The sequence below is a fragment of the Paenibacillus tarimensis genome (assembly GCF_021532315.1).
Taxonomy (GTDB): domain Bacteria; phylum Bacillota; class Bacilli; order Paenibacillales; family Paenibacillaceae; genus Paenibacillus_I; species Paenibacillus_I tarimensis.
The window spans coordinates 37,115-61,266 of sequence record NZ_JAKGAO010000014.1 but is presented as its reverse complement, the minus strand read 5'-3'; the positions used below and the strand labels follow the sequence as shown (position 1 = coordinate 61,266).

The 24,152-nt window shown below is 51.9% G+C and carries 25 protein-coding genes and 1 pseudogene; 7 read left to right on the top strand and 19 right to left on the bottom strand.

From position 1 onward, the window contains the following. Positions 1–8: 8 nt before the first annotated feature. The 8 genes from L1N82_RS16340 to L1N82_RS16305 are packed head-to-tail and all read right to left on the bottom strand — an operon-like array spanning position 9 to position 4,921. Entirely contained in the window at positions 9–884 is an 876-nt protein-coding gene (locus tag L1N82_RS16340) for an alpha/beta hydrolase (protein WP_235288526.1), read from the bottom strand. Positions 885–902: 18 nt separating this feature from the next. After that, positions 903–1,694 (bottom strand): alpha/beta hydrolase, encoded by a 792-nt coding sequence (locus tag L1N82_RS16335; protein WP_235288525.1) that lies wholly within the window; start codon positions 1,692–1,694, stop codon positions 903–905. Next, positions 1,670–2,077, bottom strand: a complete 408-nt coding sequence (locus L1N82_RS16330; RefSeq protein WP_235288524.1) for a 3-hydroxyacyl-ACP dehydratase FabZ family protein — start codon at positions 2,075–2,077, stop codon at positions 1,670–1,672. The genes L1N82_RS16335 and L1N82_RS16330 overlap by 25 nt, the downstream gene beginning before the upstream one ends. Beyond that, a complete protein-coding gene (locus L1N82_RS16325) occupies positions 2,028–2,567 on the bottom strand; it encodes a hotdog family protein (protein ID WP_235288523.1) in 540 nt (179 codons plus the stop codon). Before L1N82_RS16325 ends, L1N82_RS16330 begins: the two co-directional genes overlap by 50 nt. Beyond that, positions 2,564–3,325: a class I SAM-dependent methyltransferase gene (locus L1N82_RS16320; protein WP_235288522.1), complete on the bottom strand. Its 762-nt coding sequence runs from the start codon at positions 3,323–3,325 to the stop codon at positions 2,564–2,566. The genes L1N82_RS16325 and L1N82_RS16320 overlap by 4 nt, the downstream gene beginning before the upstream one ends. After that, positions 3,318–3,611 (bottom strand): acyl carrier protein, encoded by a 294-nt coding sequence (locus L1N82_RS16315; protein ID WP_235288521.1) that lies wholly within the window; start codon positions 3,609–3,611, stop codon positions 3,318–3,320. The genes L1N82_RS16320 and L1N82_RS16315 overlap by 8 nt, the downstream gene beginning before the upstream one ends. A 2-nt stretch (positions 3,612–3,613) precedes the next feature. Beyond that, on the bottom strand, positions 3,614–3,862 hold the full coding sequence (locus tag L1N82_RS16310; protein WP_235288520.1) for a phosphopantetheine-binding protein: 249 nt from the start codon (positions 3,860–3,862) through the stop codon (positions 3,614–3,616). Between the two features lie 24 nt (positions 3,863–3,886). Further along, positions 3,887–4,921, bottom strand: coding sequence for a hypothetical protein (locus L1N82_RS16305; protein ID WP_235288519.1), 1,035 nt, complete (start codon positions 4,919–4,921; stop codon positions 3,887–3,889). Positions 4,922–5,075: 154 nt separating this feature from the next. Between L1N82_RS16305 and L1N82_RS16300 the strand changes: the two genes are divergently transcribed. The 3 genes from L1N82_RS16300 to L1N82_RS16290 are packed head-to-tail and all read left to right on the top strand — an operon-like array spanning position 5,076 to position 7,039. Continuing rightward, positions 5,076–5,858, top strand: a complete 783-nt coding sequence (locus tag L1N82_RS16300) for a phytanoyl-CoA dioxygenase family protein (RefSeq protein WP_235288518.1) — start codon at positions 5,076–5,078, stop codon at positions 5,856–5,858. Between the two features lie 23 nt (positions 5,859–5,881). After that, positions 5,882–6,271 (top strand): VOC family protein, encoded by a 390-nt coding sequence (locus L1N82_RS16295; RefSeq protein ID WP_235288517.1) that lies wholly within the window; start codon positions 5,882–5,884, stop codon positions 6,269–6,271. 12 nt (positions 6,272–6,283) lie between these two features. Further along, positions 6,284–7,039, top strand: a complete 756-nt coding sequence (locus L1N82_RS16290) for an SDR family NAD(P)-dependent oxidoreductase (protein ID WP_235288516.1) — start codon at positions 6,284–6,286, stop codon at positions 7,037–7,039. A 108-nt stretch (positions 7,040–7,147) separates the two neighbouring features. Here L1N82_RS16290 and L1N82_RS16285 read toward each other — a convergent pair whose 3' ends face one another. The 5 genes from L1N82_RS16285 to L1N82_RS16265 form a co-directional block, all read right to left on the bottom strand. Then, positions 7,148–8,344, bottom strand: a complete 1,197-nt coding sequence (locus L1N82_RS16285) for an argininosuccinate synthase domain-containing protein (protein ID WP_235288515.1) — start codon at positions 8,342–8,344, stop codon at positions 7,148–7,150. Positions 8,345–8,359: 15 nt separating this feature from the next. Beyond that, a complete protein-coding gene (locus L1N82_RS16280) occupies positions 8,360–8,770 on the bottom strand; it encodes a 6-pyruvoyl trahydropterin synthase family protein (protein ID WP_235288514.1) in 411 nt (136 codons plus the stop codon). Between the two features lie 8 nt (positions 8,771–8,778). Then, positions 8,779–9,990, bottom strand: a complete 1,212-nt coding sequence (locus tag L1N82_RS16275) for an acyl-CoA dehydrogenase family protein (protein WP_235288513.1) — start codon at positions 9,988–9,990, stop codon at positions 8,779–8,781. After that, positions 9,987–10,958, bottom strand: a complete 972-nt coding sequence (locus L1N82_RS16270) for a class I SAM-dependent methyltransferase (RefSeq protein WP_235288512.1) — start codon at positions 10,956–10,958, stop codon at positions 9,987–9,989. Before L1N82_RS16270 ends, L1N82_RS16275 begins: the two co-directional genes overlap by 4 nt. Positions 10,959–11,100: 142 nt before the next feature. After that, positions 11,101–11,346 carry a phosphopantetheine-binding protein gene (locus L1N82_RS16265; RefSeq protein ID WP_235288511.1) on the bottom strand — a complete coding sequence of 82 codons (246 nt, stop codon included), beginning with the start codon at positions 11,344–11,346 and terminating at the stop codon, positions 11,101–11,103. Between the two features lie 126 nt (positions 11,347–11,472). Here L1N82_RS16265 and L1N82_RS16260 point away from each other — a divergent pair, with 126 nt between their 5' ends. Beyond that, positions 11,473–12,984, top strand: coding sequence for an AMP-binding protein (locus L1N82_RS16260; RefSeq protein ID WP_235288510.1), 1,512 nt, complete (start codon positions 11,473–11,475; stop codon positions 12,982–12,984). Between the two features lie 128 nt (positions 12,985–13,112). Here the strand turns inward: L1N82_RS16260 and L1N82_RS16255 are convergent, their stop codons facing one another. Genes L1N82_RS16255 through L1N82_RS16245 form a run of 3 tightly spaced genes read right to left on the bottom strand, consistent with a single transcriptional unit; the run spans position 13,113 to position 18,057 of the window. Next, entirely contained in the window at positions 13,113–15,539 is a 2,427-nt protein-coding gene (locus tag L1N82_RS16255) for a PEP/pyruvate-binding domain-containing protein (protein ID WP_235288509.1), read from the bottom strand. After that, complete coding sequence (locus L1N82_RS16250) at positions 15,539–16,888, bottom strand: PLP-dependent aminotransferase family protein (RefSeq protein WP_235288508.1); 1,350 nt, start codon at positions 16,886–16,888, stop codon at positions 15,539–15,541. Before L1N82_RS16250 ends, L1N82_RS16255 begins: the two co-directional genes overlap by 1 nt. Further along, entirely contained in the window at positions 16,846–18,057 is a 1,212-nt protein-coding gene (locus L1N82_RS16245; RefSeq protein WP_235288507.1) for a DUF6421 family protein, read from the bottom strand. Before L1N82_RS16245 ends, L1N82_RS16250 begins: the two co-directional genes overlap by 43 nt. A 185-nt stretch (positions 18,058–18,242) precedes the next feature. On the opposite strand from L1N82_RS16245, the gene L1N82_RS16240 reads away from it, so the two are divergent. From L1N82_RS16240 to L1N82_RS16230, 3 genes and pseudogenes are all read left to right on the top strand, one after another. Continuing rightward, positions 18,243–19,622: a hypothetical protein gene (locus tag L1N82_RS16240; RefSeq protein WP_235288506.1), complete on the top strand. Its 1,380-nt coding sequence runs from the start codon at positions 18,243–18,245 to the stop codon at positions 19,620–19,622. Further along, the gene (locus L1N82_RS16235; RefSeq protein WP_235288505.1) at positions 19,615–20,589 is read left to right on the top strand and encodes a hypothetical protein; all 975 of its coding nucleotides are present in this window, start codon (positions 19,615–19,617) and stop codon (positions 20,587–20,589) included. Before L1N82_RS16240 ends, L1N82_RS16235 begins: the two co-directional genes overlap by 8 nt. A gap of 75 nt (positions 20,590–20,664) precedes the next feature. Beyond that, positions 20,665–21,659: pseudogene (locus tag L1N82_RS16230) on the top strand (IS3 family transposase); the annotation flags it as partial. 76 nt (positions 21,660–21,735) lie between these two features. Here the strand turns inward: L1N82_RS16230 and L1N82_RS16225 are convergent. Genes L1N82_RS16225 through L1N82_RS23600 form a run of 3 tightly spaced genes read right to left on the bottom strand, consistent with a single transcriptional unit; the run spans position 21,736 to position 24,145 of the window. After that, positions 21,736–22,977, bottom strand: coding sequence for a type III PLP-dependent enzyme domain-containing protein (locus tag L1N82_RS16225; protein ID WP_235288504.1), 1,242 nt, complete (start codon positions 22,975–22,977; stop codon positions 21,736–21,738). Continuing rightward, complete coding sequence (locus L1N82_RS16220) at positions 22,974–23,906, bottom strand: beta-ketoacyl-[acyl-carrier-protein] synthase family protein (protein ID WP_235288503.1); 933 nt, start codon at positions 23,904–23,906, stop codon at positions 22,974–22,976. Before L1N82_RS16220 ends, L1N82_RS16225 begins: the two co-directional genes overlap by 4 nt. Next, positions 23,903–24,145 carry a phosphopantetheine-binding protein gene (locus tag L1N82_RS23600; protein WP_407946767.1) on the bottom strand — a complete coding sequence of 81 codons (243 nt, stop codon included), beginning with the start codon at positions 24,143–24,145 and terminating at the stop codon, positions 23,903–23,905. Before L1N82_RS23600 ends, L1N82_RS16220 begins: the two co-directional genes overlap by 4 nt. Between the last annotated feature and the right edge of the window lie 7 nt (positions 24,146–24,152).

Here is a 24,152-nt window from a genome sequence, read left to right as displayed (position 1 = left end):
CTAACGCCCTAACTGAGCTGGCTTGGATGCAGTTCCGATTGCTTCCTGAGTTCTTCGGTAATCCAATGAATGACACGATCCGCTGCTGATGCATGATCATAGTACCTGCTCACACCAGACAGAATCAGCACCTTGAAGCCCGCCTTCCCGGCTGTCGTTATACGCGTGCGGTCTTCTGCCCCGCAGACCCAGAGACTCTCCCCAAGCCCCTCTGTCAAGCAGCGGCAGTCCCGGTATTCCTCAAGCTCCTCGATGAGTGTCCATGATAGAAATTGTCCGTGTATATGCTGGATATGGGCACCCCAATTGGACAAGTATCCCAGCTGCATCCTGTCGAAATCCGTGAAACCATAGTAATCCTTTCCCGGAAACAGCCGTTCCGCTGCCAAGAAGCCCATTTCAGCCAGTTCTTGCAGCGCTGCCCCCGCGAACATAGCGGATGCCTCCGTCATAGTCCACGAAGGGGGCGAGACAGCAATTCTCATCCAACCGATACCCGGGAAGGCTTTGGCAATCTGTTTCATCGCCCGGGATGCAACCTCGGCCCCTAGAGCATGGCCGATGCAGATAACCTTGCTGTAATTACCTTCGCCAAGGTAATGAGTCAGCACCTCAACAGCATCCTGGGTCATGGAAGAGACCGAAACCTGTTGAAAGCTGCCCATACTGTCTCCGTGACCACGGTAGTCGAACTGGACATATCGGCAGGGGACAGACACAACCTGCTTGCGCAGTCTCGAGAACAGAAAGCCCCTCTCGCTCATGGACTGCCCGAGACCCGAGAAGGTGACGACCAGGAGACCTTCTCTACCCGAACCGTATGAGGGCTGCTGAACAGCAGCATAGATTCCTTGATCGTATCCAAGCTTTACTTGCGTCCACATCCGATTCCTCGCCCCCTGCTAATACTTGCCGTCACACAGCCATCGTATGGTATGCTCGATCAGCCGTTCACCAAGCTCAACTGAAGCGAACAAATGTCCGGCTTCTTCCATGGCATGCACCTTGTGTGTTCTGCTGCCGCTGTAGATGGACAGATCGGACGTGTTCAGACGCTCACGCTCTTCAGCCACAAGGGGATCGTCATCCCCATAGATCATAATTGAGGTTCCCTTGTACCTTCGAATGTGCTCCTTCATATCGAGGCACTGGAGTTCCTTGTAAAAGGGCATACCCACCCATAATCCCGCCCAGGGCAGCACAAGCGCATCCTCGTCCGCCGGATGTCTCATAAAACGCGGCCGCCTTCCCAGCGGATAATCGCCGCCCCATTCCTGGAACAGCGGGCTCCACAAAATCAGCCGGGACACACCGATACGGTTAGCAGCAAGCAAGGCTGTGCGCGCGCCGTCACTAAAACCCAGAAGGGCTGTGCTGCCAAACTCCACATCAGTGAGCCCTTCAACATAACGGCAGACATCGACCGTATCACTGACCTTGGTGGATACGGTCATCTGGTGGTATTCCCCGTCACTAAGTCCCATGCCGTAATAGTCAAACCTCATTACCGCAACTCCCTGTGCTGCGGCCGAGCGCGCAAAGCTGACACCCAGCCGGTGGGAATCGGAGCGTTCCCCATTCTTGCCCGGACAGTAGACAACCAGCGGTGGCCGTCCCATTCTGCTGCAGGGCAAATGCAGCACTGCTGCCAGCCTGCCCCGCTCCGTATCTATTTCCAGCGTGTGCTCGTACATACGCAGTTCCTTTCCGGCACCGTAAAGGCTGCGCGGAGAATCGCAGACCCGTCAACCGTCCCTGTGCCTTCATACGTGACTCTGCCCGTATCTCCTGACCGTTCCCCAGCTTTCACCTCAAACAGGACCGTATCGCCCGGAATGACTGGCTGGAGAAACCGTACGGTGAGCTCTTCCATCAGGCCAGCCTGAACAGGGCTAGAACAGGAACTTCCTTGGCATGAGGCTAGAAGGGTTGCTGACTGCTTCACCCCTTCGAGCAAAAGCATGCCCGGATAAACGCTGTACGTCCGAAAATGGCCCTTAATGTAATAATCGCTGGCGGATATCAGCTTAATCGTCTTGATGCTCCGTTCCCTGATTTCCACTATCCGGTCTATCATTCGCCACGGCTTCGGGAACATCTGAAAGGACTCCGCATCCAGCAGCTTCTTCATATAACTCCTCCCTTCCGGAGGCTACAGCAACTGTCAAGGTGGCCTCCAGGCATGTTCTGCCATCGCTGGTATACACCGATCCTGACAGTACAGCACGCTTGGCCAAAATCCGTATCATCTTGACCTCATAGTTCACCGGAGTCCCCCATCCTGCCTCCCCCTGCACCGCTGCATGAACATGTCCCAGCAGAGGAAACTCCCATTTCTCCAGCGGCGACGTCTCCAGCTGTGTGAACAATACGGCAGTCTGCGCCAGACCTTCAAGCAGACAAACCTCGGGCACTGCCTCTCCTCCGCCCATCCGCTCTGACTCGGACCATGTAAACTCATGGGAGGCATACAGACACTCTCCTGATTGATAGCGGGTTACTTGTGTCACGAAACGAAACGGCGGCTCATGGGGAAGCAAATCCATGACGGAGGATAACAAGCTCATGAAGCGGATCCTGTTCCGCCCGGCTTCAGGCAGTGAACAATCAGACGCTCGCTGTCCAGGCCGATTGGCGATTGGTCATACCCGCCGTACACCCCCTTGATTTCAAAGCCGGCTCTCTTCAGCATCTGCACAACCTCCGAAGGGGCATACAGGTGAAGGTCAAGCACACGGGATACCCCCTTCTCCCCTTGCGACCAGGTCAGGATCTCGTGCCACCTGCCGCTTACCACATCATAGCTGCGCTCAGACAGCACCTTGACTCCCTTCATCTCGAACCAGCTTCTTCCGAGCTGGCCCTTCAGCTTGTAGTCACGGTTTTCCGTATCGATTACAAATTGGCCGCCGGGCTTGAGCGCCTTATATACGTTGCCAATAATGGCCTCATCATCTTCCACATGCGGGACATACCCGAACGCTGTGCCCAGATTGATTACGGCGTCATACCGGCCGTGTTCATCCAGGTCGCGCATGTCAGATTGAACCAGGCGGAGCTTGACGCCTTCCCGTTCGGCCCTCTGGACTACTGCCTCCAGCATTGCGGGCGATCCATCCAGAGCCGTTACGTTATAGCCGTTGACCGCCAGAGGGATTGCAATGCGGCCCTGACCACAGCCAAGATCCAAAATCTCGGAACCTTCATGCAGCGCCAGCCACTCTGACAGCTGCCTTACCTCCCGCTCTGTTCGGGCGGAATGCAGAATAACCTCCGAGAAGAACAGATAGTCCTCCTGGAAAAAGTCCTTCCAAGCTTCAACCATTCGCTTCATCTCCTGTCAGGCCATATGAAGACTGCTCCCGCTTCTTTATCAGGCAAGCCTCCACCGCCCCTATAATATCTGAAACCATCGTCTCCGGCTCAACCTCCAGAATGTCATCCGGCAGTTCAATACCGAATCGTTCCTCCAGCAGAATAACAAGCTCCATAAACCGGAGCGAGTCCAGTCCGATGTCATATAACGTCCTTGTATCTTGAATCTCCCCGGCCTGCAGGATGCCGCATCCGTCTACACTCATCAGCATCCGTACCTGATTCCCAATGTCCATGCTTATCCTGCCGCCCCCTCACTGTAGCTTAAGACCAAACTTCGTATACGGGCTATGGAAGAGAAATTGTCCAATACGATTGCATCGTCGGGAATCTCGATACCGAACTCCTCTTCGAGCGCAACGACGATCCGGATGAAATTAATAGAATCTACGCCCGCCTTCAACAAATTCGAGTTGTCATTGAGCCCGGTGCGATGCGATATGACGTTCATCACACAGCCCATTAGCCTTTCGTCGGTCCCCATCATTCGCCTCATTTCCTCATTATCGAATTATCTTTCAAAATGGCTCAGTTGCCTGTGTACAAGAAACTCCATAATCAGCAGATTTGCCCGCTTTTCCATGGTATACAGGCTGTCATATCCATCTGCAATGGTCTTCAAGTCTTTCGGGTCTGGACGTTTGCGGTAGCGGCGTGACGCCCAATTCATATGGAGCGCTTCCTGATATGACTTGCGGTACAGCTCCATTGCAGGCCACAGACGCTTCCCGTCACCTCCCCTCTGCAGGTAGGCAAGACGCTGCAGCATCAATTTTTTATGCAAAATAGTCTTGCCGCTCATCGTGTCCCACACCTGGCAGGCTTCTTCATTCATTCCGCCATCAGCCTGCCTGTCTCTGAAGTAATCCGCCATCAGCCTGTTAACCGCTGCACCGGTAGCCTTCATTTGATTACTGCCCGCCGCCGCTTTGGACCTCTCTAGAGCAAAATACAGGCTACGGCTGTCAAAGCCCGGATAGGCTTCAGCCACCTTCACGCTGGAGGAGGGAAACCCGTAGTATGCAAACCACCGGTGTTTCTCCCAGTTCTCCTCCCTAAGACGTCCGAACAGCTCTCTGCACTTGCTGTAGCTTAACGCAATGCGGCCATAGCCCCTCCCGCCTGCTTCAAAGGCGAGCATCTGCAGCTCCCGGCTGCGGTCATCGTACCCGTATACCAAGGCCTCGTGAATCATATCCTGTCCCCCGTAAAATGAGGAAGACGGGACATGCTTCCAGTTCAGGTACAAGATCATATAGCGGCCGCTTTTCAGAAATGCTTTGATATTATTCACGACATCATCTTCCGCGCTCATGCAGGGTGATTCATCAAGCACACCGGAATACACATCCAGATGGTCCTCGAACCGAATAATTGGAAATGGCTCGCCTTCATACGACTGCAGGGTGAGATTGACAAAGCGGCTGTAGAACCAGGGTCTTAACTCTGGAGAAGACAATATGATGCTCAGCCGGAAATTGTGATAACATTCCACCTCGAATCCGGGATTCACTTCTACGGGCAGTGCATGTGAACAGCAATCCATTAGGCTTCACTCCTTCTTCCGTGCGCTTCGCTGTACCTCATCATAACCTGCTGCTCCCCCCATTCACTCGGCGCAAATTTCCCAACTTAACCAGAGCGTTCAGGGTTTGAAGAGCGTATTATGGAAACCATTCACAAAGAAGGGAGGCTGCATTATGGACGAACGGATCAGCCGTAAGGAACTGGACTTTTTCCAGTCCCATGGTTACTTCGTCAGGAGGAACTTGTTCTCTGAAGAGGAGCTTCAGAGCCTTCGCGAGGTTTATGAGCGGCGCTGGCTGGATATGGTGCGCAGAGGTGAGATTGTACAGGATGCCGCATATCCGCTGGAGAGCCTGTACCCGCGTATCGGAAATTATCACCGCTATCACGATGAGGTACTGCGTTTCATGCTCGATCCCCGTCTGACAGGCACGATCCAGATTATAACCGGAGAGGAACCGCTTGCCCTGCAGTCGGTGTATTACTACAAACCGCCCTCCTCCAGAGGGCTGTATCTGCATCAGGATAACCATGAGGTGTTTGCCTATCCTGATACCTGTTATACCGCCTGGGTCAGTATCGACCGGTCCGGCCCCAGCAATGGAGGGCTGTACGTTCTACCGGGATCTCACAAGCTTGATCTTCTGAAGCCCCGCAAAGTTAGCCCCCACGAAAGTCTATATCACTACACCAATGATCTGCCAGAAGGATACCATGCAGTCAATGTGGAGACGGAGCCTGGAGATGCCGTATTCTTCAGCGGCAATCTGCTCCATGGTTCGCTTCAGAATCAGACAGATGATCAGTTCCGCCGGGCCTTCGCCGTCCACTATGTACGGACAAGCGTGGAGATGGTAACGATGTACCGCAATGAACTGTACAACCGGCAAGGCCAGAAAGTAAGGCGCAAGTTTAACCGGAACCGGTTAACGGAAACGAGAAATACAGGCAAGTAAAGTGCAAGGGAGGTACAACAAGCGTGACACCCCACTTATATATTCACTGTGTGTTTTTGCCGGTTACGAATTTGAAGCGCTCCATTCATTGGTACTCCACCACATTCGGGTTTCGTCTGCTATGGGTTAACGGCAATTTTGCCTCCTCCTGCCTTGATCCTTCGGGAGCCAAGCTGACGATGGCGCGGGTGGAGAATGTTGCTCCCCTGCAGTTTGACCATCATGGGAAGCCGCATCCAATTCTGACGCTGGGCACACCGGATATCCAGAGCTTCCACCATTCATTGCTCGAAGCCGGCGCCTCCCCCTCGCCTATCATGTCCTTCCATGATGGGCATACCTGCTTCATTGTCAGGGACCCCGACGACCACCCGGTCTATATAAGCCGCATAACCGCCCACGAACATTCTTGAGAGGAGATAATCATGCGTCAAACAACATGGGACTTTACAGGCAAGAGAGCCGTTGTAACCGGAGGATCACGGGGGATCGGGAGAGCAATCGTTAACAGGCTCGCAGAGGCGAATGCCACGGTATTCTTTACTTATTCCACCGACTCCCTGGCAGCGGAATCCGTCCTGAAGGAATGCCGCGATTATCCGGGAGAAGTTCATTCACTTCCGTGCAATCACCTTGATCCGCAGCAGCTGGAGAATCTGCATCAAGTCGTCTGCTCAGGCCCCCGTCCTGCACTCGACATCCTCGTCAACAATGCCGGAAATACCCTGGACCGGCCAATTCAGCGTATGTCGATGGAACAATGGCATGAAGTCATACAAGTCCATCTCCACGCATCCTTTTATCTAACCAAGAAATTTCTGCGTCCGCTTGCCCGCTCAAAAGGCAGCATGGTTAACATTTCATCCATCACCGCCGAGATGGGGGCGCCGGGCATGGTCAATTACATCTCCGCCAAAGCCGGCATCAATGGCTTGACCAAGGCCGCCTCCAAGGAATTAGGCGAGCTGGGTATCCGGGTAAACGCGGTGGCTCCGGGCTATGTGAATACCGATATTCTGTCTGCCCGAACTCCCGAACAAATAGACCAAATTACTGCAGGCATACCGTTAAAACGGGCCGCTGAGCCTTCGGAGGTTGCCGATACTGTGCTATTTTTGCTCTCGGATGCCGCTTCCTACATCACAGGACAGATTCTCAAGGTTGACGGCGGACTCTACTAACACAATCTGCTCTTGCCCCTGTAGAATCCATGGAACGCAGAACACCCCCTTCGGTTCGGCCTAACCTGTGCCGGTTCGAAGGGGATGTTCCTATGCTGTGCCTCACGGTCATTGTGACCGATGCTTTCTGCTCATTTGCTGATAGAGGCTGTTTAGCGAATATGGCTTAAATTCATTATAGAACGCCGAATAATGAAGCGGGGACTGCATAGCAGGGGAAGATACCGAAACACAGACACTCCGGCCTTCAGTAATCTGCCAGTTGACCTCTCCGCTAATATCCCGATTAAAGTCGGCGATAGCCGAATCGAGGGCATTCTTCAGCTTGCTGAACCAGCCGCCCGCAACGACCAGCCCTGTCCATTCGGCATCCAGCATCCGTTTAACACGCTGCTCATCCCCGGACAAAATCATGTCCTCCAGCTGCATGTGACTCTCATGGAGCAGACAGGCCGCGGGCGCCTCCCGGAGCTCTCTGTTCTTCATGCCAAAAGCGGTGCTCTCGAAACCGTTGTACCTTCCGATTCCATAAGAGCCGAGTGACCGGTTAAGCCTGGCAATCAGGTCCGGCAGTTCCACCCGTTCCCCGTTTAGACGGCAAGGCCTGCCCTCCTCAAACCCGATGCTGATCTTGCAGCTTGGCTCACGGTTGTGAGTATTAGGGGCCGTCCAGGTGAAGTAATGCTCAGGGACCTCATAATCGGGAGATTCGAGCGGTCCGCCTTCGAATACCCGGGCCCATAAGTTCTCATCTACAGAATACCCGTCGATCCCCTCGCTGCATTGAATACCGGCTTCCTTTAAGTACGCGGCCTTCTCCTCCCTGCTTATATAATGCAGAATGGCCGGACAATATATATGAATACCGGAACACAGGGCGAACACCGACATATTAAACCGGGAAGCCGTGTTCTGAATGGGCGTAGCCGAATGGACGACCAGTCTGCTTCCGATCTCCCTGGCATAACGGACACCTTCCTCGGCGATCAGCGGCCGGGTATAGCTTGATGATATCGGATAACGGTTATATAGTGCATTAGCATAAATCCCCTTGCTGATAAACCGGTCGCACAGCTCCCTCCTAACGTCCACCGTCCGGAGATAAACCCCGATCTGCCCCGCCGTGCGCTGAATGGAAGGGTCATGCTTTTGACCGACATTGGCATGCAGGGCATGCACCTCTATTCCGGCGCGAACCAGCTGAAGGGCTGCATACGTGCTGTCCAGCCCTCCCGAGAACAGCAGAACCGCCTTTTCCCCCTTAAAGCGCAGCAGATCATCCGGGTGAAACAGAACGGTTCCCATTATCTCAAGCCTCCATTACAGTTCTGGTCCGCTATAGCTGGCATAGGTCCGTTCCGTTTCATAAAGTGTAACCTCCTTTAAACAGCCGGCAGGAAGACAGGTCTTCAGCCGGTCCCATATCCAGATTACCAGCACCTCAAGAGTCGGAACATGCTCCTGCAGACCGGGCACGTCGTTCAGATGACGGTGGTCGAGCGTGTGCACAATGCGTTCTTGCAGCACTTTCTTGACCTCCTTCATATTAATGAACATGCCGGTGGCCGGATCCGGCTCCCCCTCCAGGCAGATGACCAGACGGTAATTATGCCCATGGTCCATCATGCAGGAGCCGTAAAGCTCCCGGTTTTTCTCCTCGCTCATCTCCCGGTTGTACATGCGATGCGCAGCGCTAAACTCCACTGATTTATACAGCCGTACTTTAGACATAGCCGCTCCTACCCCCATCTTCCGTTGATCGATACGATCCCAAGCGATGTCTTGGCCAGCATTTCCTTCAACAAATCGTTAGACGGGTAATGGAATGTCGCCGCTCTGGCATCCCGGAACAACCGCTCCAACATGCTTCCTCTTGCCAGCGAACGTATGCCTTCCATCTGCATGGCCTCCCAGACAATCTCATTCACGGTATTAGACAGCACATACTTGGTGATCAGCGCTTTCTGATAGAGCTCATTCGAAAATTTCCCCAGACGGAGCTCCTCATCCGCCTGGGAGGCATAAGCCAGCAACTGGCTGCCTGCCGTTTCCAGCTTGATTCTAAGGTCGGCATAGGCAAATTGCGCACCTGGCATAGTGGCGACCGGCTTCTGTGAAATCCAGTCCTTCTTGGCGCGTATGATATCCGCTGCATACTCCACGGCTGCCTGAGCGATGCCCAGATACACCGATGAGATGGCCAGTCTTGACCAGTAATATTCATTGGAGGTATCCTCAAGACCGCAGCCTTCCCGTCCGATCCGCCTGTCCACTGGAACCCAGACATCCTTGAAGTAAACATCATGGCTCAATGTCGCACGCATGCCGCTTAAATCCCAGGTCTTCTCAACCGTTACGCCGGGATCATTCTTCTGCAGCAACAGGGCTGTTAGTCCATAGAAGCTCTTCCCTGCGTCTTCCTGGCTTCCCAGGACCGGCAGGTATTTGAACCTTTCGGCAGCTGATACAAACTTCTTGAATCCGTTAATCAGATACCCGCTGTCGGCCTTCCTGATCTTTACACTTACACTGTCCCGGTAATCAAAGCCCGGGTGGAACGTGGTGACATTCGCCAAGTTGAAGGAAGAGAAGAACTCTCGGTTATGCTGAACATCCCTCAATACTTCTTCGCTTATCGCCTCGGGCAGCTTGTCCTTAAGCGCAGCAAGTGTGTAATAGTGCATCGCCATACAGAGTGCTGTAGAGGGGCAGCCTTTGGCAAATTCAGCAATCAGCCAGCTTGTCTCGACAAACCCGGCATCAAGCCCGCCATCATGTTTACTTAGCGGGGCAGCATGAAGCCCAAGGGCTGCGATAAGCTGGATATTCTCTTCCGGAAAACGGTCGCTGGCATCATTCAGAGCTGCTGTTTCCCTGAATTGGCCCGATATCCTCCTGACAGCTTCCTTCGTTTCCTGGCTGAGCTTCCCCGAAGGGCTTGAAAGCATCATACGGAATTTCCCCGTTTCACCAGCTGCACAATATGGAATGTCCGTTTCCCGGTAAACATATCCTGATACTTGGCCGTTCCCGGTGCGGCGAGCCAATTCATAATTTTATCCTCTTCCTCCTGGAACCCGCGAGAAAGCGCCGCATAACGGTTCTTGAGCGAGGTTTTGCAGGAACGCAGGACATTCTCGGTTATATCCCGTTTCAGCACTACCTCAAACCCCATCCCCTCCAGCTGCTCCATGCAGGCCTTAAACACCGGCACATCCAGCGCATCCGCATAAAGAAAAGCACCCCCAGGCTTCAGTACACGGTAAACCTCCCGGTAGAAGGCGTACACATCCGGATACAGGTGGGAGGATTCCACATTCAGAATTACATCGAAGGACTCCCGCTCAAACGGAAGCTGCTCGGCATCTCCAACGCAAAAGTACAGCTGTTCATATCTGTTGTTGTTCTGACAAAATGATATATTGGCCTCTGTCAAATCGAGTCCCACTGCAAGATTAGGTTTGCTGCTACGGCATATGTAGTTAACGTTTCCGCCTCTGCCGCAGCCAACCTCCAAAATATCCCGTCCATCCAGCTCAAAGCCCTTTACTACTTCCTGCAGCATGCGAACCGAGCTTTCGTTCACCCCTTGGTGCCTATCCGCGCTGCTCTCTTCTTCCTCCAGGGGCTCATATCCAAAATTAATAAAGGTTGAAAACCGGGAAACCCCCTGCTCCTCAAGCGAATGATTAATTGTCGTGAACATTTCCCTGACTGCCTGTCTCTGGCTTTCGGCCTCCGAGAGGATGGGCTGCTCCGCCCTATGACCGGATTCCTCAAGCATGACCGGTGCACCGTCCAATACCCGGTAATGCTGGCCGCATCCGGTACAAGTTCCTGAAGAATGGGAGAAATCCACCCCCGCCTTGCATGTCAGGCAATTTAAAACCACACGTTCACAGGGCCATCTAAACTCCACTGTGTAACCCCCTTTACCCATAATCACGATAATCAAAGTATAGGAAAGTGCCGGTTCTGACACTCGGCTTTCCTTGAATCATCCATCATTTCGCCGAGCCTGCCAGCTCTCTGCTGCTTCATAATAAGTGACAGAAGCAGCTTTATGCGGCATACCGGTTGAAGAAAGCTGCTATTGCACCAAGCGTTTGGAAGTCATCCTTCAGAATGTCCTCCACCTCCACCTTCAGGCCGTACCTGCTCTCAACAGACAGCACAAGCTTGATAATGCCAATCGAGTCTATAATGCCGCTGCGTACGAGATCATCATCCTCATGTGCAACAGCATCCAATCCTTCAATCAGCTGCTCATCCACCATCATTTCCTTGATCATCTGCGTTGTAAGCATTCTTCTCCTCCTCTGCAGTTAAAAACAAGCTCATCATAAACCGTATTCCCCAATAGTTGAGCGTAGTTTATTGCTTGCTTACTAGTCTTTCGTTGTTCAATTCTTATTACTGGAGGCCTGATCTAGATGACCATGACCGTTAGAGCACTGGGAGAAGAGCTGTCCGGGCGTTACGCCGAACAGACAGCCTACACCTACAAAGCGCAGGGACAACCCCCACAGTCCCTTACATATGCGGAGCTGCAGCTTCTCTCCGCCCGGATGGCTGGATATTTCTATGAAAGAGGTGTCAGGAAAGGGCATTATATGGCTTTTTACTGTGACAATCCCCTTCATTCCGCCATCGCTTACTGGGCCTGCCTAAAGCTTGGTGCAGTCTGTATGCCTTTAAATATGGAGGATGATCGCTTCTACCGTGTGTTGGATGTCCTCTCGCCAGATGCCTTCTTCGTCTCCGCAAGCATGCTCCCGGCTCTGACTCCTCACATAAGCGGCAGCCAGCAGCTCTTTCTCCATGATGCCGCCATAGAAGCAGCACAGAACCCACAGATTGCGATGAGCTATGCGGAGACTCCACTCGGTGGGAACGACCCTGCCTTTCTTTACTTCACATCGGGGTCTACGGGCTTGCCCAAGGGAGTGATGCTCTCCCATAGCAATCTCGTCTCCTATACGCTTCTCGGGGGTCAAAACTATAAGTTCCACAGCACCGACAGCTTTCTGTGTCACGCCCCTCTTCACTCCGACATGAGTCTGTTTCCCCTTTTCCTTCCACTGGCAGCCGGCGCTCGGTGTGTACTGATATCCCCTCGGCAGCGGTGGAACCCGCAATATGTGAAGAACATCATTCTGGAGGAACGAATCTCCACACTGTTCTTGGTGCCATCGGCGCTGCGGCTCCTGCTGCTCGTGCTTCGGGAGGAAGAGGAGCTGAGCCGCGTAAACTCACTGTTTCTGTCGGGTGAGAAGGCTTCTCTCAGTGAGGTGCGGTCGGCCCAGATACATTTTACCAATGCCCAGGTTTACAACCTGTATGGCAATACAGAGTGTAACGACATTCTCGCTTATCCTATACCCGCTGATGCCCATGAATTGGCTGATCTTCCGCTCGGGAAGCCGCTGCCCTATGTAAAGACTCTGCTTCTGGACGATGCATTACAGCCCTGTCGCGATGGTGAGATCGGTGAGCTCTATGTAAGCTCCCCTACCGTAATGCACGGCTACTATAGCAGCCGGGAGACGGGTCCTACGCAGCGAATTCCCGGACATCAGGAGCTGTTCTTTCCCACCAAGGATCTTATGACCCGTAAACACGGGGTCTATTACTATGTAAGCAGGAAGGACAACATGGTCAAAATTAGCGGCCAGCGTGTCTACCTCAGTGCAGTTGAGTCGGTAATCAAGCAGCATTCGGAGGTCGTCGAGGCAGCCGTGATCGCCATAACCCATGAAAACCGGGTTCAGTTGTCTGCAGCTGTCCACGGCAGCTTCATCTCTGTAAACGGGCTCAGAGAGCACTGTTCAACCTATCTTCCTCCCTATGCCGTCCCCGCAAGTTTCTGGATCTCTGAAGTCCCCCTGCCTAAGACAACGACTGGAAAGACAGATTATCAGGAGCTGAAGCGACAGTTCATTTAGATTCCCAATAACAAGGCAAAACCCTCAAGCTCTATGCCTCCGGACGTATCCGCTGGTCATCATTTGAGCTTGAGGGTTTCTCTGTCTGAGTTAACGAAACTACCGGGAAGGCTTCCCGCTTCCATTTATCATGATGATTCTGCCCTTACTGCGCCTGTTAAACCATCGACGGTGATACGCTGCCCGTCCTTGATGACCCGGCTTCCGCAGCCGGTAGCCATAACAGCCGGTATCCCAAATTCACGTGCAATAATGGCCGCATGGGATAATACTCCACCAATATCCGTTACAAGAGCACCGGCTGCCGGGAAGAGCATCGACCAGCCCGGGGGCAGCGTCCTGCATACCAGAACGTCCCCTTCATGAAGTCTGTGGAAATCCCCTTCTGAGTGAATAATGCGGGCTGTACCGGTATAGACACCGCTGCAAGCCGGTATTCCCCGAGCAATTGCAGATTCCATTTGCTCACCGGCCATTGGGAGCTCCGCCACTTTCCCTTCATCACGGGTAACAAACCAGTGAATGCTGCTGAAATAAGATCTGACTTCAACGGGGAACCGTTCAAAGGATGGTACATCTTGATCGCCGTCATACCCGATAGGCGGGTGCTCCCGCAGGAAAGGGGCGTGTTTCAGCGCCGCCTGCCGCCTACAGAACCGGGCAGCCGCAGCACTCCGGCAGTCCATACCCGAATGACCCAGAGCCTGGAGAATCTCCTCCATCTCCAGGAAGAACACGTCGGATGCCTTCTCAACCTGATTTCGTGCGGACAGGCGCCGGCCGGCTTCCAACAGAGCAAACCTCATCAGCGCGAGAGGGGCTCCGACCGTATAGTAACCATTTTCCTCCCGCAGGCCATAGACATCCAAAGCACGACCCAACAGCTTCTCGAACCTTCCTCTTATCTCCATTGATTGCCCTGCCAGCAGCGCACGCGCCTCCTGCATCACCTGAACTGAATTGTTCATCCCGTCTTCATCAACCTGATTCAGCAACTGGCTGCGCACAAGACGAAGAAGTAATTCCGGCATTTCTGCCACGGTCTTCTCCAGCACTTCATAACCAAGGGTTCTAAGCCCAAAGCTGTTTCTGTACCTTTCCAATTCGCCATAGAAAAATACATCCTGAGCTTGCAGCATGGAGAGGGTACCGGGACCAAGTCTACGCAGCAGATCCGCTGTTCGGCTGCGTTTTCCGGCAATTCTCCCCAGTCTCGCCAGCTCCCGTGCCGGTTCACTGGACATGGTGGACGTCCCTTGGAGCATCGTCAGGCATTTGTCGTCTGTCCAGTCCAGCCACTGCCGGCAGGCAAGCACGAACTCTCCCACGAATACCGCGAACGGGTAGTTCATTCTTAGATGCATTCGCTTCGATTCCTGTATGAACTGCTTTATTTCCTCAAGATGGCCTGCCAACTGTGTATCCGACAGCTCCCCAAGTGAAACACCCCGGTAACCGGCAATCCTCTGCATCCATAAGGGCTTCCATTCCCTGCGCCAGCTCTCTGTATCCTGATACAGCTTATCCGTGCGGACAACCCGCAGACTTTTTTTCAGGCGCTGTACGTACCCGTCCCTTATGGCAACCTCTTCGCCGTCCGCAAGCGGGAAGTCACGGAAATATGGCCAGCCATTAATTTCCCGTGCTTCAATCTTCTCCAGCATGATGCCATTCTCATCAAATATGGAACGGCTCGCTTCTTCGAGCGCCTGCAGATCCCACCGAAAGGCCGGGCAGAGCGGATATGGATAGTGGATCGGGTCCCGGTTCCATCCTGCGCCGGGTGCGGCCAGCTCATCGTCCGGCTTTGCCGTCACAGGCCTCGCCTGCAGCAGGAACAGCTCACCGCCCTTCCAGGCCCATTCAATATCCTGTGGTTCACCGAAGAAGCGCTCCACCGCCTTGGCCAATGAAGCAATCCGGTTCGCCAGTGCAGCATTCAGGATTTCCGTTCCGTACGTTAGCCGTGCATGCCCATCCTCTGTAACCGTCCACGCTTCCGGCGTTATCGAGCCGTCTACTGTCCGCTCACCCGTACCGGTCCCGGCATTAATGACGGTTTCCTCTCTCATCGTCACCGGATTCAGCGTGAAGGCAACACCTGCCGTCTCCGCAGAGACCATGGCTTGAACGATAACAGCGCAGCCGAAATCCGAATGCTGCCCGTATACGTTGGACTCCGCAACCCGATCAGCAGCGGCAAAGCAAGCTTCAATGGCCGCCAGTACAGCAGCAGCGCCTTCTACACGAAGAAAGGTCTGGTACATACCGGCATAAGAATGGGCGGAGGAGTCTTCGCTGAAGCCGGATGACCGTACAGCCACGGACAGCCTGTCAAGTCTCCCCCCGAACATGGCAGGTAACGCAGAGAGGAGCTGTTCACGGCTTTGACGCGCTTCGCTGGTCACCACATAACCTTCCGGCACAGGAAAGCCCGCACGAAGAAGACAGCCGAGCCGGTAAGCTTTCATTCCAACCCGCGAAATGTCCTTCTCCGATATCTCCGCAAGCGGAATAACAAGCCATGTCGGGCACTCCTCTGCAGACTTAGACATCATCCCCCCACCTCCCCGAGCAGATCCGCACCTATCCGTTCTGCGAGCAGACTGTACTTCTCCAGCAGTCTCTCATCGAAGATGCCCTGTCCGTAATGGTCCGGCAGGCAGCGCCTCAAGCGGCTTACTTCATCTCTTAATTCCGCCTCCGAGCCAGTCTGCACGATGGCCCGGAACATGATGTCAGCCAGAACAGCCACATGTTTATCCTCCGCACCAAGACGAGTAAACTCGTTAAGCCCCAGGCGAATAACCGGCTCTTCAAACCCCGGCAGGGAAGACAGCACGTTGACATGAATGCCAATCCGGTACAGACGTTCCCCCGCCTCGTAGGCAGGAACTCCGATCGGTTCACTGGATGTCCATACCTGGTGGCCTCCGGTGTAGCCCAGCTCCTTCCCGGCCACCTTGAAGCCGTACCGGTCCAAGCACGAGGCCATATACCGGGCGTTGCGGAGAATACCACGCGAGTAGGCCTGACCGTGTTCCTTGAATTCCAGCAGCGCAATCCCCAGGCTGGCCGAAGCCCCAAAGTGGTGGCTGCTGATCAGATAATGCTGCATCAGCTTCAGCCGTAAGGACACGGCGGCTTCGTTCGTGCCAATGATAGCCTTTTGCGGTCCGGGGAATGTCTTATGAGTGGAACCGCCAAAGGAGCTTGCCCCTTCGGCAAGGGGATTGGGTATGACCCCGCCCAAAATAAGCCCCAGCCAATGGCTTGTATCTACATGGATATGAATAGAAGGATCACAACGCTTAACCAGCTCAGCCAGCGGGGCAACAGCGAAAGGAAACAGACCGCTCGATTGATCGAGATAAATCAGTCTGACCGGCCACTTCTCCAGCTGCTTCTCCACCTCAGCGATGTCCAGTTGAGCGAGATCCTTGACTGCAATTTCATGCACATGAAGCCCGAGCTCGGTCGCCAGCCCTTTCGTCGCATAGTGGCCGCCATCGCGCGGAGACACCGTAAGAATATGGGAGCCCGCACCGCCGCCTGCAGCCATCAATATCATGAGCATAGCCTGCAGTCCGGATACCGGCCGCACATTGACATACCGGGCACCGGTCAGTTCCTTCAGCAGCGGTACGGTCAGGTCCGTTTCCAGATCCGCCACTCCCCTGGCCCCGTTGAAATTCCATGCAGAGGGGGACCTCTGTTCATTGAAGAAGTACCGGTTATACATGTCCATCAAATACGGCAGTCTGCTGAACATTGTTGGGGCATTCTCACTCGGTACCAGGTGAATATCCTGTTTGCTGCGCTCTTCATGGCTGATCAGCGCATCAATCACATCCTCTGCCTTCAATGGCCAAGCCCCCAGGCTGTCCCCTTCTGCTTGAGCCATTCTGCAAACAGCGTTCTCTTCACCCTTCCATTCTCGTCGAACTCCACGTACGGCTTCGCCCAGTCGATAATGATATCCTCAAAGGATTGAGCTGAAGAGCACAGCATGCAGGTCTCCACCTCATCCATCTCAGCCGATAGCTTCTCGAAGCATTGACGGACCTTCGGCAGATCAAAGGAAAATTTCATGCCCGAGAGGTGAAGCGCCCCTCCTTTGACCAGATAATGCAGGAAGAAGTAGTTCGTAAGCGTATCAAAGCTCTCCTGCGGTTCATTCGTATAACAGTAACGGAACAGCCGTTCCAGCAGCACCAGCTCGGAAGCCATCGTGCACTGGATATTGTTCCTGCGGACCAGCTCCACGTAAGTGAGCGCCTCGACACGCGTTTCCTCAAAGAAGCTGCCGAGCAGCGTTGTCTTTTTCTTGTAAAACTCATTGAACGGCAGCTTGCCAGCATAGTGATAGTGGTCATGCGTATAGGAGAAGGCGCATCTGGCATCATAAATTTCATCCTCTGACGCGTGCAGGACATGGAAGTTAGTCTCCAGCAGCTCCTTGCCAAGAGGCTTCGTGTAGGTATTAAATATCTTCAGATACGTGCTGATAAAGAAGTATGCAAACTTCTTCTGATCTCCGATTGATCTCACGGCAATGTTCTCGGGAAAGAGTGTAAAGATATTATTCTTCGTAAGGCCTTCCGTAGCGAGCAGCAGCTCCGCTCCCTGAAATACAGCCAGCGGATACAAGTTCCGCAGGCGACCGATCTCCTCATTCTCATTACGGTAAACAAAGCATGCTTCAAGGAACACGTCCTTGGTACGGTAGGTTAAATCGTAGATCGGGAACAGGAAAAAGTTAAACTGTCCATTCGCCTCCGGCGTAAACTTGCTGAAAGACGCCGAAAAATCCGGCTCCCCGAGCCCTTCATTCTGCCAGCGGAGAAGATCGTCCTCCAGAGCATCAACATAATCAGGGCTAAACCAATCGCCAAGCCTCCTTATTTCCTCCACCAGCCGAATGACCAGTGCTCCCGCCGCATCTCCTGCATGGCTGACTGCTCCGTCACCCCGCTGCACCTTCCGCAGTTCATTGCAGAGCTCGGTAACTCGCTGCGCGGTGTGGAACCAGGGCAGGACCGTCAAGTTGCTGTTCACATAAACCAATGGCATTTCCTATCGCCTCCAAGATCGATTGCGTTACGTCTTTCACGATAAATCAAATCGTAGGAGGCAGACTCGGGGTATCTTTCCACAATTGGCCAAAGCGCTGCTAACTAAGCAACATTATCAGAGCATGCAGCACCCGGCTGCGGGATAATGGAAGCAGATTGCCATTACAGTCAGGAGGTTTCAATATGGACCATTCCGCAGATCATTCCTGCATTACTGTGAACTGCCGGGAAGGAATATGGTGGCTGCACGATCCGCGCAAGGGAGATTTTCTGAGCCTTGGAATTAACCATGTGGACCCTTACTTCTTATTAGGCCCTTATAACAAAGCTCACTTCCTGTCCGTATACGGTCAGGACCTGATCAATGAGCGTGGAGAGCCTCAAACGGAAAGCCGTGCGTTTCATGCCTGGCTGCGCAATGTTGAGGCTAACATGCGAAGCTGGAACTTCAATACATTCGGCTACCACAATTGCCTTCCCCGTTCGGCGGTTAGCGATCACTTCTACTATATTGCCCAGATTAAGGTCCTGCCCGGAATCATAGAATTCAGCGATTTTCCCGATGTATTCTCGGGTGCATTCGCACAAGAGGTCAGAAGCGCCGTCCAGCGCGTGTGCATGGCCCACAAGGACCGGAAAAACTTGATTGGTTACGGCTTTATGGACATGCCTGCCCTTTCACTGGGGGGCTCCCGCTTCCCGCCCTCCCAAGACTGTCTGCATAACCGTTCCCAGCGGATCTTTGCCCACAAGCTGTCAGAGAAGAACGAACGCTACCTTGCCGATCCTCCTGTACACCCTTGTGTACAGCGTTATATGCGTTTACCAGGCCATGCACCCGGGAAGCAGGCCTGGGTGCATCTGCTCCAAACACTCTACTCCCAACCGGAAGACGCCGGAAAGGTATACGGCGTATCCTCCTCCACCTGGGAAGAGATCGCCGTCACCACTGACTGGCCATGCCCTCCTAGCCCAGATCGCGCCCGGCGGGACAGCAGTGCCATGCTGGCGTGTATTTATGACACCTACTATTCCTTGCACTGCCGGGAAATCCGCCGAATTGACCCCTTCCATCTCATTCTGGGCGATAAGCTAAACGGCAATCTCACGCTCCCGCATCATCTGGTGGAGACGGTCGGCAGGCATGTCGATGCCATCTTCTATGAATGCTTCTCCACCTTCGGGGAACAGGCCGAAGAACTGGAGATGATTCACCGTATAACAGGCAAACCGATCTTGATGGGTGATTCTTCCTTCGCGGTTATTTCCCCCAACCAGATCTTCTCGCGCGGGACTTTGCTGCCCTCCAGAGAGCTTATTGGGAAGACCTATTACCATTACCTTCGCCAGCTGTTCTCGCTTCCCTATGTGATCGGATGGGCCAATTGCGGTTACATGGAAGGCTGGGAAGGGCTGAACAGCCCGTGCGACCCATTCTGCTCCATGCAGAGCGGACTGGTTGACCCTTATGAGCGGGCATGGCCCGAGACTATTGGGCCCATCTCACAGGCCAATGCTGCTTCCGCGAATTGGCACCGGACAGGGGGGGATTGTGTTGAATAACAATTACAGTAATCCGGTAGAGGAAAGGCTCGGTCCAAATTGCTATTGGAATAATTGGTTACCTTCTTTACAGTTCTATGGAATAAGCCATTATGCCCTAGCCTTCATTAATTTTAGTTGTGTGTATACAGGACACGAGTTGTCCGAGTTTATTGAAGATGAAACTGACGAAACTATAAGGTGGATATTCGAAGCCATCAAACCCGTCGAAGATCCCTTTTCCTATCACACTATCGAGCATGCCCGAATGCCCGTGCTTCTGACGCTAGACCTCTATTACCTTGGAAAGAAATACTCGGCGTATTTAAAAGAACATGAGCTTCATATCCTAAACGTTTGCGGTATGCGGGATGGACATTTCTCTATTATAGATAACCACTATGGAATATCGTCCTTGGTAGATCAGAGCATAATAGAAGCGGCAATTACTTCGGATAAAATTGACGGATGCGGCCGCTTAATTACATTAAATCTAAACTCGCGGACAGATCGGACGGCTGAAACCATCCAGAGCAGACGAGGGGCCATACTAAAAAAGAAAATAGAATATTACTTATCTGGAATTTATCTGCCGGGTATCAATTATCCTGGCGGGCGTCAAGCTGTCACCCACTTAAAGAAAGAACTCCCTACATTATTATCCTTATACAGCTCTGAATCCTGCAGGCATAAGTGGCTTAGTATTCGTATTAACCAGTACTTCCGATATCCCAGGGAAGGACTACTGCATTTCTTGCAACGGCACTTCCCGTTATACAGTCAATGGATTCCATCTGAATTTATGATTCTGCTGGCAGTGTCAGCTGACAAATTGCGTGATTTAGTTATGAAAATATTGATCGCACAGCTACGACCACAGTCGTTAGATAACGAGGTAATCTCTATTAATCGCCTCCTCCAAGAAATCGAAGACATAGAGATGCACATCGCTAAATCACTTCAGTTGATATATAACTCGTTACCGTAACAGTACTAGAAAAAGTTTCAATCAAAAGAACACGACTCTCCGTTAGGGACTGACCCAAAGCATGAGACAAATTAAAACACCTTCAAGAGAATGCAGCCAGTGGGTAAACAATACAGCTACGGTAAAGGGCCTGAATATGCTTCTGAACTGGAGAAGGTAAAGGCGGAGAATCGTTTTCTGAAGCAACAAATCGACGTGCTAAAAAAGTACAAGGAGTTGGAAAGGAGGTGTCTCCCAAGATCATAATGGCATGGATGGAGTCCATTCGTGGGGAAGTTAGTGTGAGCCAAGCATGCGCATGGATCGGACTTCCTCGTGCCACTTACTATCGCTGGAAAGCCGCATATGAGAGCAAACCCAAGGATCACATAGTAGAAAAAATTCATGAGCTCTGCAGACAGCATAAATTTCGTTATGGATACCGGAAGATCACGGCGCTTCTTCGGAGAGAGTACAGGATTAACCACAAACGCGTGCAGCAGATTATGCAGCGTGAGGGGCTACAATGCCGTGTCAAAGTGAAGAAACGCAAACCTACAGGGCAGCCAGCCTACATAGCAGAAAACCTGTTAAAGCGCCAATTTCAGGCCGATGCTCCCCTGCAAAAACTCGTTACCGATATTACGTATTTGCCGTTTGGCGGAAAAACGTTATACCTGTCGAGCATTCTGGACTTGTATAACGGAGAGGTTGTGGCCTACAGTATAGCTGATAAGCAAGATACGGCGTTCGTGCTAGACATACTGGGCCAGTTACCCGATCTTCCAGGCACAATACTCCATAGCGATCAGGGCAGCGTCTACACCTCTCAGGCATATCAAGAAGCGGTAAAAGGAAAAGGCATTACCATGAGCATGTCCCGCAAGGGTACGCCCGCTGATAATGCCCCCATCGAATCGTTTCATTCCACGCTAAAGTCTGAAACGTTCTATCTCGAAGGGTTAACCTGTACGACGACGGCAATCGTCGTTCAGACCGTTCGAGACTACATAACTTACTATAACTCAATTCGCATTCAAACAAAACTAAATAGCCAGTCACCGGTTCATTACCGGCAACTGGCTGCTTAGAACTTGAAAGGTGTTTTGATCCCTGTCTCGCAAACGGGGGTCAGTCCCGTTAAGCAGAAAGTCGTGTTTTTTGACCTTATAATGAAACCGGCCTGATTACAGGCTGGTTGTATTCATCATAGTTTCTAATTATGCTGTCATTACCCTGCCATACCAGTATTTCTCGAGGTAGCCTGTGACTTAGGAACATGGCCGGACTGGCGGTGAGACCGTACGCCCCTGCCCGGTTTATTCGAATAAGATCCCCTTTACTGAGAACCGGAAGCTCGACGTTTCTTCCCAAGATATCATCTGGTGTACAGAGAGGTCCGGCAAGCATTTGCCGTACCGTTCCCCGTGTTTCTCCGACTATTGCATCAATGGAAAAGTTTTTTTTCAGGAGACTTCCTAGCCCTCCGGCCGCAGCAAAATGATGTGTGCCTCCATCTACCATCACATATCGGATCCCGCGGGAAGTCTTTGTTCTAATCACGCTTGAAATATATACACCTGCATCCGCTACCAGATATCTCCCGAGCTCCATAATAATCTGTATAGGACCATTGTGTAATATAAAACTATTTAGCCGTTCATTAACACCCTGGATGACTTTTTTAATATCCAGTTCTTGTTCATCGCTGTGATAAGGAATTCCTAATCCTCCGCCAATACCGAGATATTCTAGCTTAATCCGATTTTCACGCATCTTGCGTTCTGCGATTGTGAGCACACTCTCCGTATTTTTGATAACAACATCTGATTTCAATATCCTAGTCCCATAGTAGACATGAAGCCCTTTAATACTTACATTGGCATGAAGCTTAACGGCCTGAATCGCTTGGTCCAAAACGCCTTCATCAATACCAAACGGGCTTGGCACTCCGCCCATCTTTAATTTGGACCCCTGGATAGTCTGTGCCGGATTAACTCTCAAGCCTATGCCGACGTGCTTGCCCGTCGCCGCAGACCGTTTAATCACTGTATAAAGCTCATCCAGAGATTCTACTATGTAGTAGCCAACTCCACTATCCAGGGCCTTTATAATTTCGTCTTCGGTTTTACCTGGTCCCAGATACATTAGCTTCCGAGGTTCTCCTCCGGATTCGACGGCTGTCCTGTACTCGCCAAGAGAGCATACTTCAAGTTGTATCCCCCTCTTATGAATCTCATATACAAGTGTGGGGTTAGGATTGGCCTTAAGAGAATAGAATAATTTCACGCAGGGATGCAGATGATCAGTTAAATACTGAATACGCTTGAGAATAACTGATAAATCATATATAAACAAAGGTGTACCATATTTCTGTGCCAACTCCTGAATCAAGGCGTTCTCCATCATCCTAACCCCATCTCAAACGTGGTATCCCTTGAACAAATAGCGCACCCCGCTACGCCAAATGACCCAAGACACAACAGCATATATCTATCACCCGTGTCCAGCAACCTATTCTGGAGAGCCGACACATAGTTGACAATAATATCGTTAACGAACTGATGGCCAATCTCCGGCTCTCCGCAATAAAAGAGCTTCTCAGAAACACGCAGAAGCTTCGCTAAGGATGACCACACCCATAACGGCGCCCGATTTACTATTATAAGCCGAATATCATCAATTGAGATTCCCGATTTATCTACCGCCTCCTCTATCACTTTCTTTAAACTGATAAGATAAGAGATATCCCATATATTTGATCGGTCTCTGAGATTTACCCGGGTATCCATAGTATTGTGTACAGCAAGTATGGGATCACCGATTTCATTATCCAGCAGTAATGCACCCGAACCGTCTCCAGCAATATATTCTCCATCAACTCTAAAAAGGGGCGAGTAGAATCTTCCTACAGATACGATGATGGATAAGTCATTCGCTGAAGAGGGTCTAATGGACAGTGCCAACATGACCTCCAATGACATTAAAGGGACAGCACAGTAGAGCTCTCTCACCGAAAAGCATTCCGCATGGTGAAAGTTATAACGTTTACGTATATTAATAAAGATATCGGTCATATTCGGGAAACAAGGAACTTGATAAGCCAGGGCAATATACTTAACTCTCGAGGGTTTAAAGGCGTATCGCTGCTGCAGACCATCAATTGCTTTATATATAAGGTCCTCTCCCGAGTTAGGCGAAGCATCGTGGAAAGGCTCCATGTGATGTTTCTCATAGTGTGCTGAAATTTCGGGGTACATGGCCGATTGTCTTGCCCATTTGTCAGCTGACAGACGTTTTTTTGGTAGATAATAGTAAGACTTGCCAATCCTGCTCATAAATTCATCTCTCTGCTAGTCTGAATCTCATCGATATACTCCGCTAATGTTGTGATACTTTTCAAATAGTTCGGAACAATACTTGTAATATCAATGACGCCTGACGACTCCAAGCTCAATAAAAGCTCTATAATCATGAAAGAATCCATATTATAATGCTGAAAAAGGGGGGCCGATTCATCCCAATCGACCTGATCGTATGGTCTCCCCGTTACACGGCATAGGGTTCTCTTTATCATTTCCACT

Coding starts and splice junctions, on each gene's coding strand:
- L1N82_RS16340 (WP_235288526.1), bottom strand. CDS start 884: ATGTGGACGCAAGTAAAGCTTGGATACGATCAAGGAATCTATGCTGCT.
- L1N82_RS16335 (WP_235288525.1), bottom strand. CDS start 1,694: ATGTACGAGCACACGCTGGAAATAGATACGGAGCGGGGCAGGCTGGCA.
- L1N82_RS16330 (WP_235288524.1), bottom strand. CDS start 2,077: ATGATAGACCGGATAGTGGAAATCAGGGAACGGAGCATCAAGACGATT.
- L1N82_RS16325 (WP_235288523.1), bottom strand. CDS start 2,567: ATGAGCTTGTTATCCTCCGTCATGGATTTGCTTCCCCATGAGCCGCCG.
- L1N82_RS16320 (WP_235288522.1), bottom strand. CDS start 3,325: ATGGTTGAAGCTTGGAAGGACTTTTTCCAGGAGGACTATCTGTTCTTC.
- L1N82_RS16315 (WP_235288521.1), bottom strand. CDS start 3,611: ATGGACATTGGGAATCAGGTACGGATGCTGATGAGTGTAGACGGATGC.
- L1N82_RS16310 (WP_235288520.1), bottom strand. CDS start 3,862: ATGATGGGGACCGACGAAAGGCTAATGGGCTGTGTGATGAACGTCATA.
- L1N82_RS16305 (WP_235288519.1), bottom strand. CDS start 4,921: ATGGATTGCTGTTCACATGCACTGCCCGTAGAAGTGAATCCCGGATTC.
- L1N82_RS16300 (WP_235288518.1), top strand. CDS start 5,076: ATGGACGAACGGATCAGCCGTAAGGAACTGGACTTTTTCCAGTCCCAT.
- L1N82_RS16290 (WP_235288516.1), top strand. CDS start 6,284: ATGCGTCAAACAACATGGGACTTTACAGGCAAGAGAGCCGTTGTAACC.
- L1N82_RS16285 (WP_235288515.1), bottom strand. CDS start 8,344: ATGGGAACCGTTCTGTTTCACCCGGATGATCTGCTGCGCTTTAAGGGG.
- L1N82_RS16280 (WP_235288514.1), bottom strand. CDS start 8,770: ATGTCTAAAGTACGGCTGTATAAATCAGTGGAGTTTAGCGCTGCGCAT.
- L1N82_RS16275 (WP_235288513.1), bottom strand. CDS start 9,990: ATGATGCTTTCAAGCCCTTCGGGGAAGCTCAGCCAGGAAACGAAGGAA.
- L1N82_RS16265 (WP_235288511.1), bottom strand. CDS start 11,346: ATGCTTACAACGCAGATGATCAAGGAAATGATGGTGGATGAGCAGCTG.
- L1N82_RS16260 (WP_235288510.1), top strand. CDS start 11,473: ATGACCATGACCGTTAGAGCACTGGGAGAAGAGCTGTCCGGGCGTTAC.
- L1N82_RS16255 (WP_235288509.1), bottom strand. CDS start 15,539: ATGTCTAAGTCTGCAGAGGAGTGCCCGACATGGCTTGTTATTCCGCTT.
- L1N82_RS16250 (WP_235288508.1), bottom strand. CDS start 16,888: ATGGCTCAAGCAGAAGGGGACAGCCTGGGGGCTTGGCCATTGAAGGCA.
- L1N82_RS16245 (WP_235288507.1), bottom strand. CDS start 18,057: ATGCCATTGGTTTATGTGAACAGCAACTTGACGGTCCTGCCCTGGTTC.
- L1N82_RS16240 (WP_235288506.1), top strand. CDS start 18,243: ATGGACCATTCCGCAGATCATTCCTGCATTACTGTGAACTGCCGGGAA.
- L1N82_RS16225 (WP_235288504.1), bottom strand. CDS start 22,977: ATGATGGAGAACGCCTTGATTCAGGAGTTGGCACAGAAATATGGTACA.
- L1N82_RS16220 (WP_235288503.1), bottom strand. CDS start 23,906: ATGAGCAGGATTGGCAAGTCTTACTATTATCTACCAAAAAAACGTCTG.
- L1N82_RS23600 (WP_407946767.1), bottom strand. CDS start 24,145: ATGATAAAGAGAACCCTATGCCGTGTAACGGGGAGACCATACGATCAG.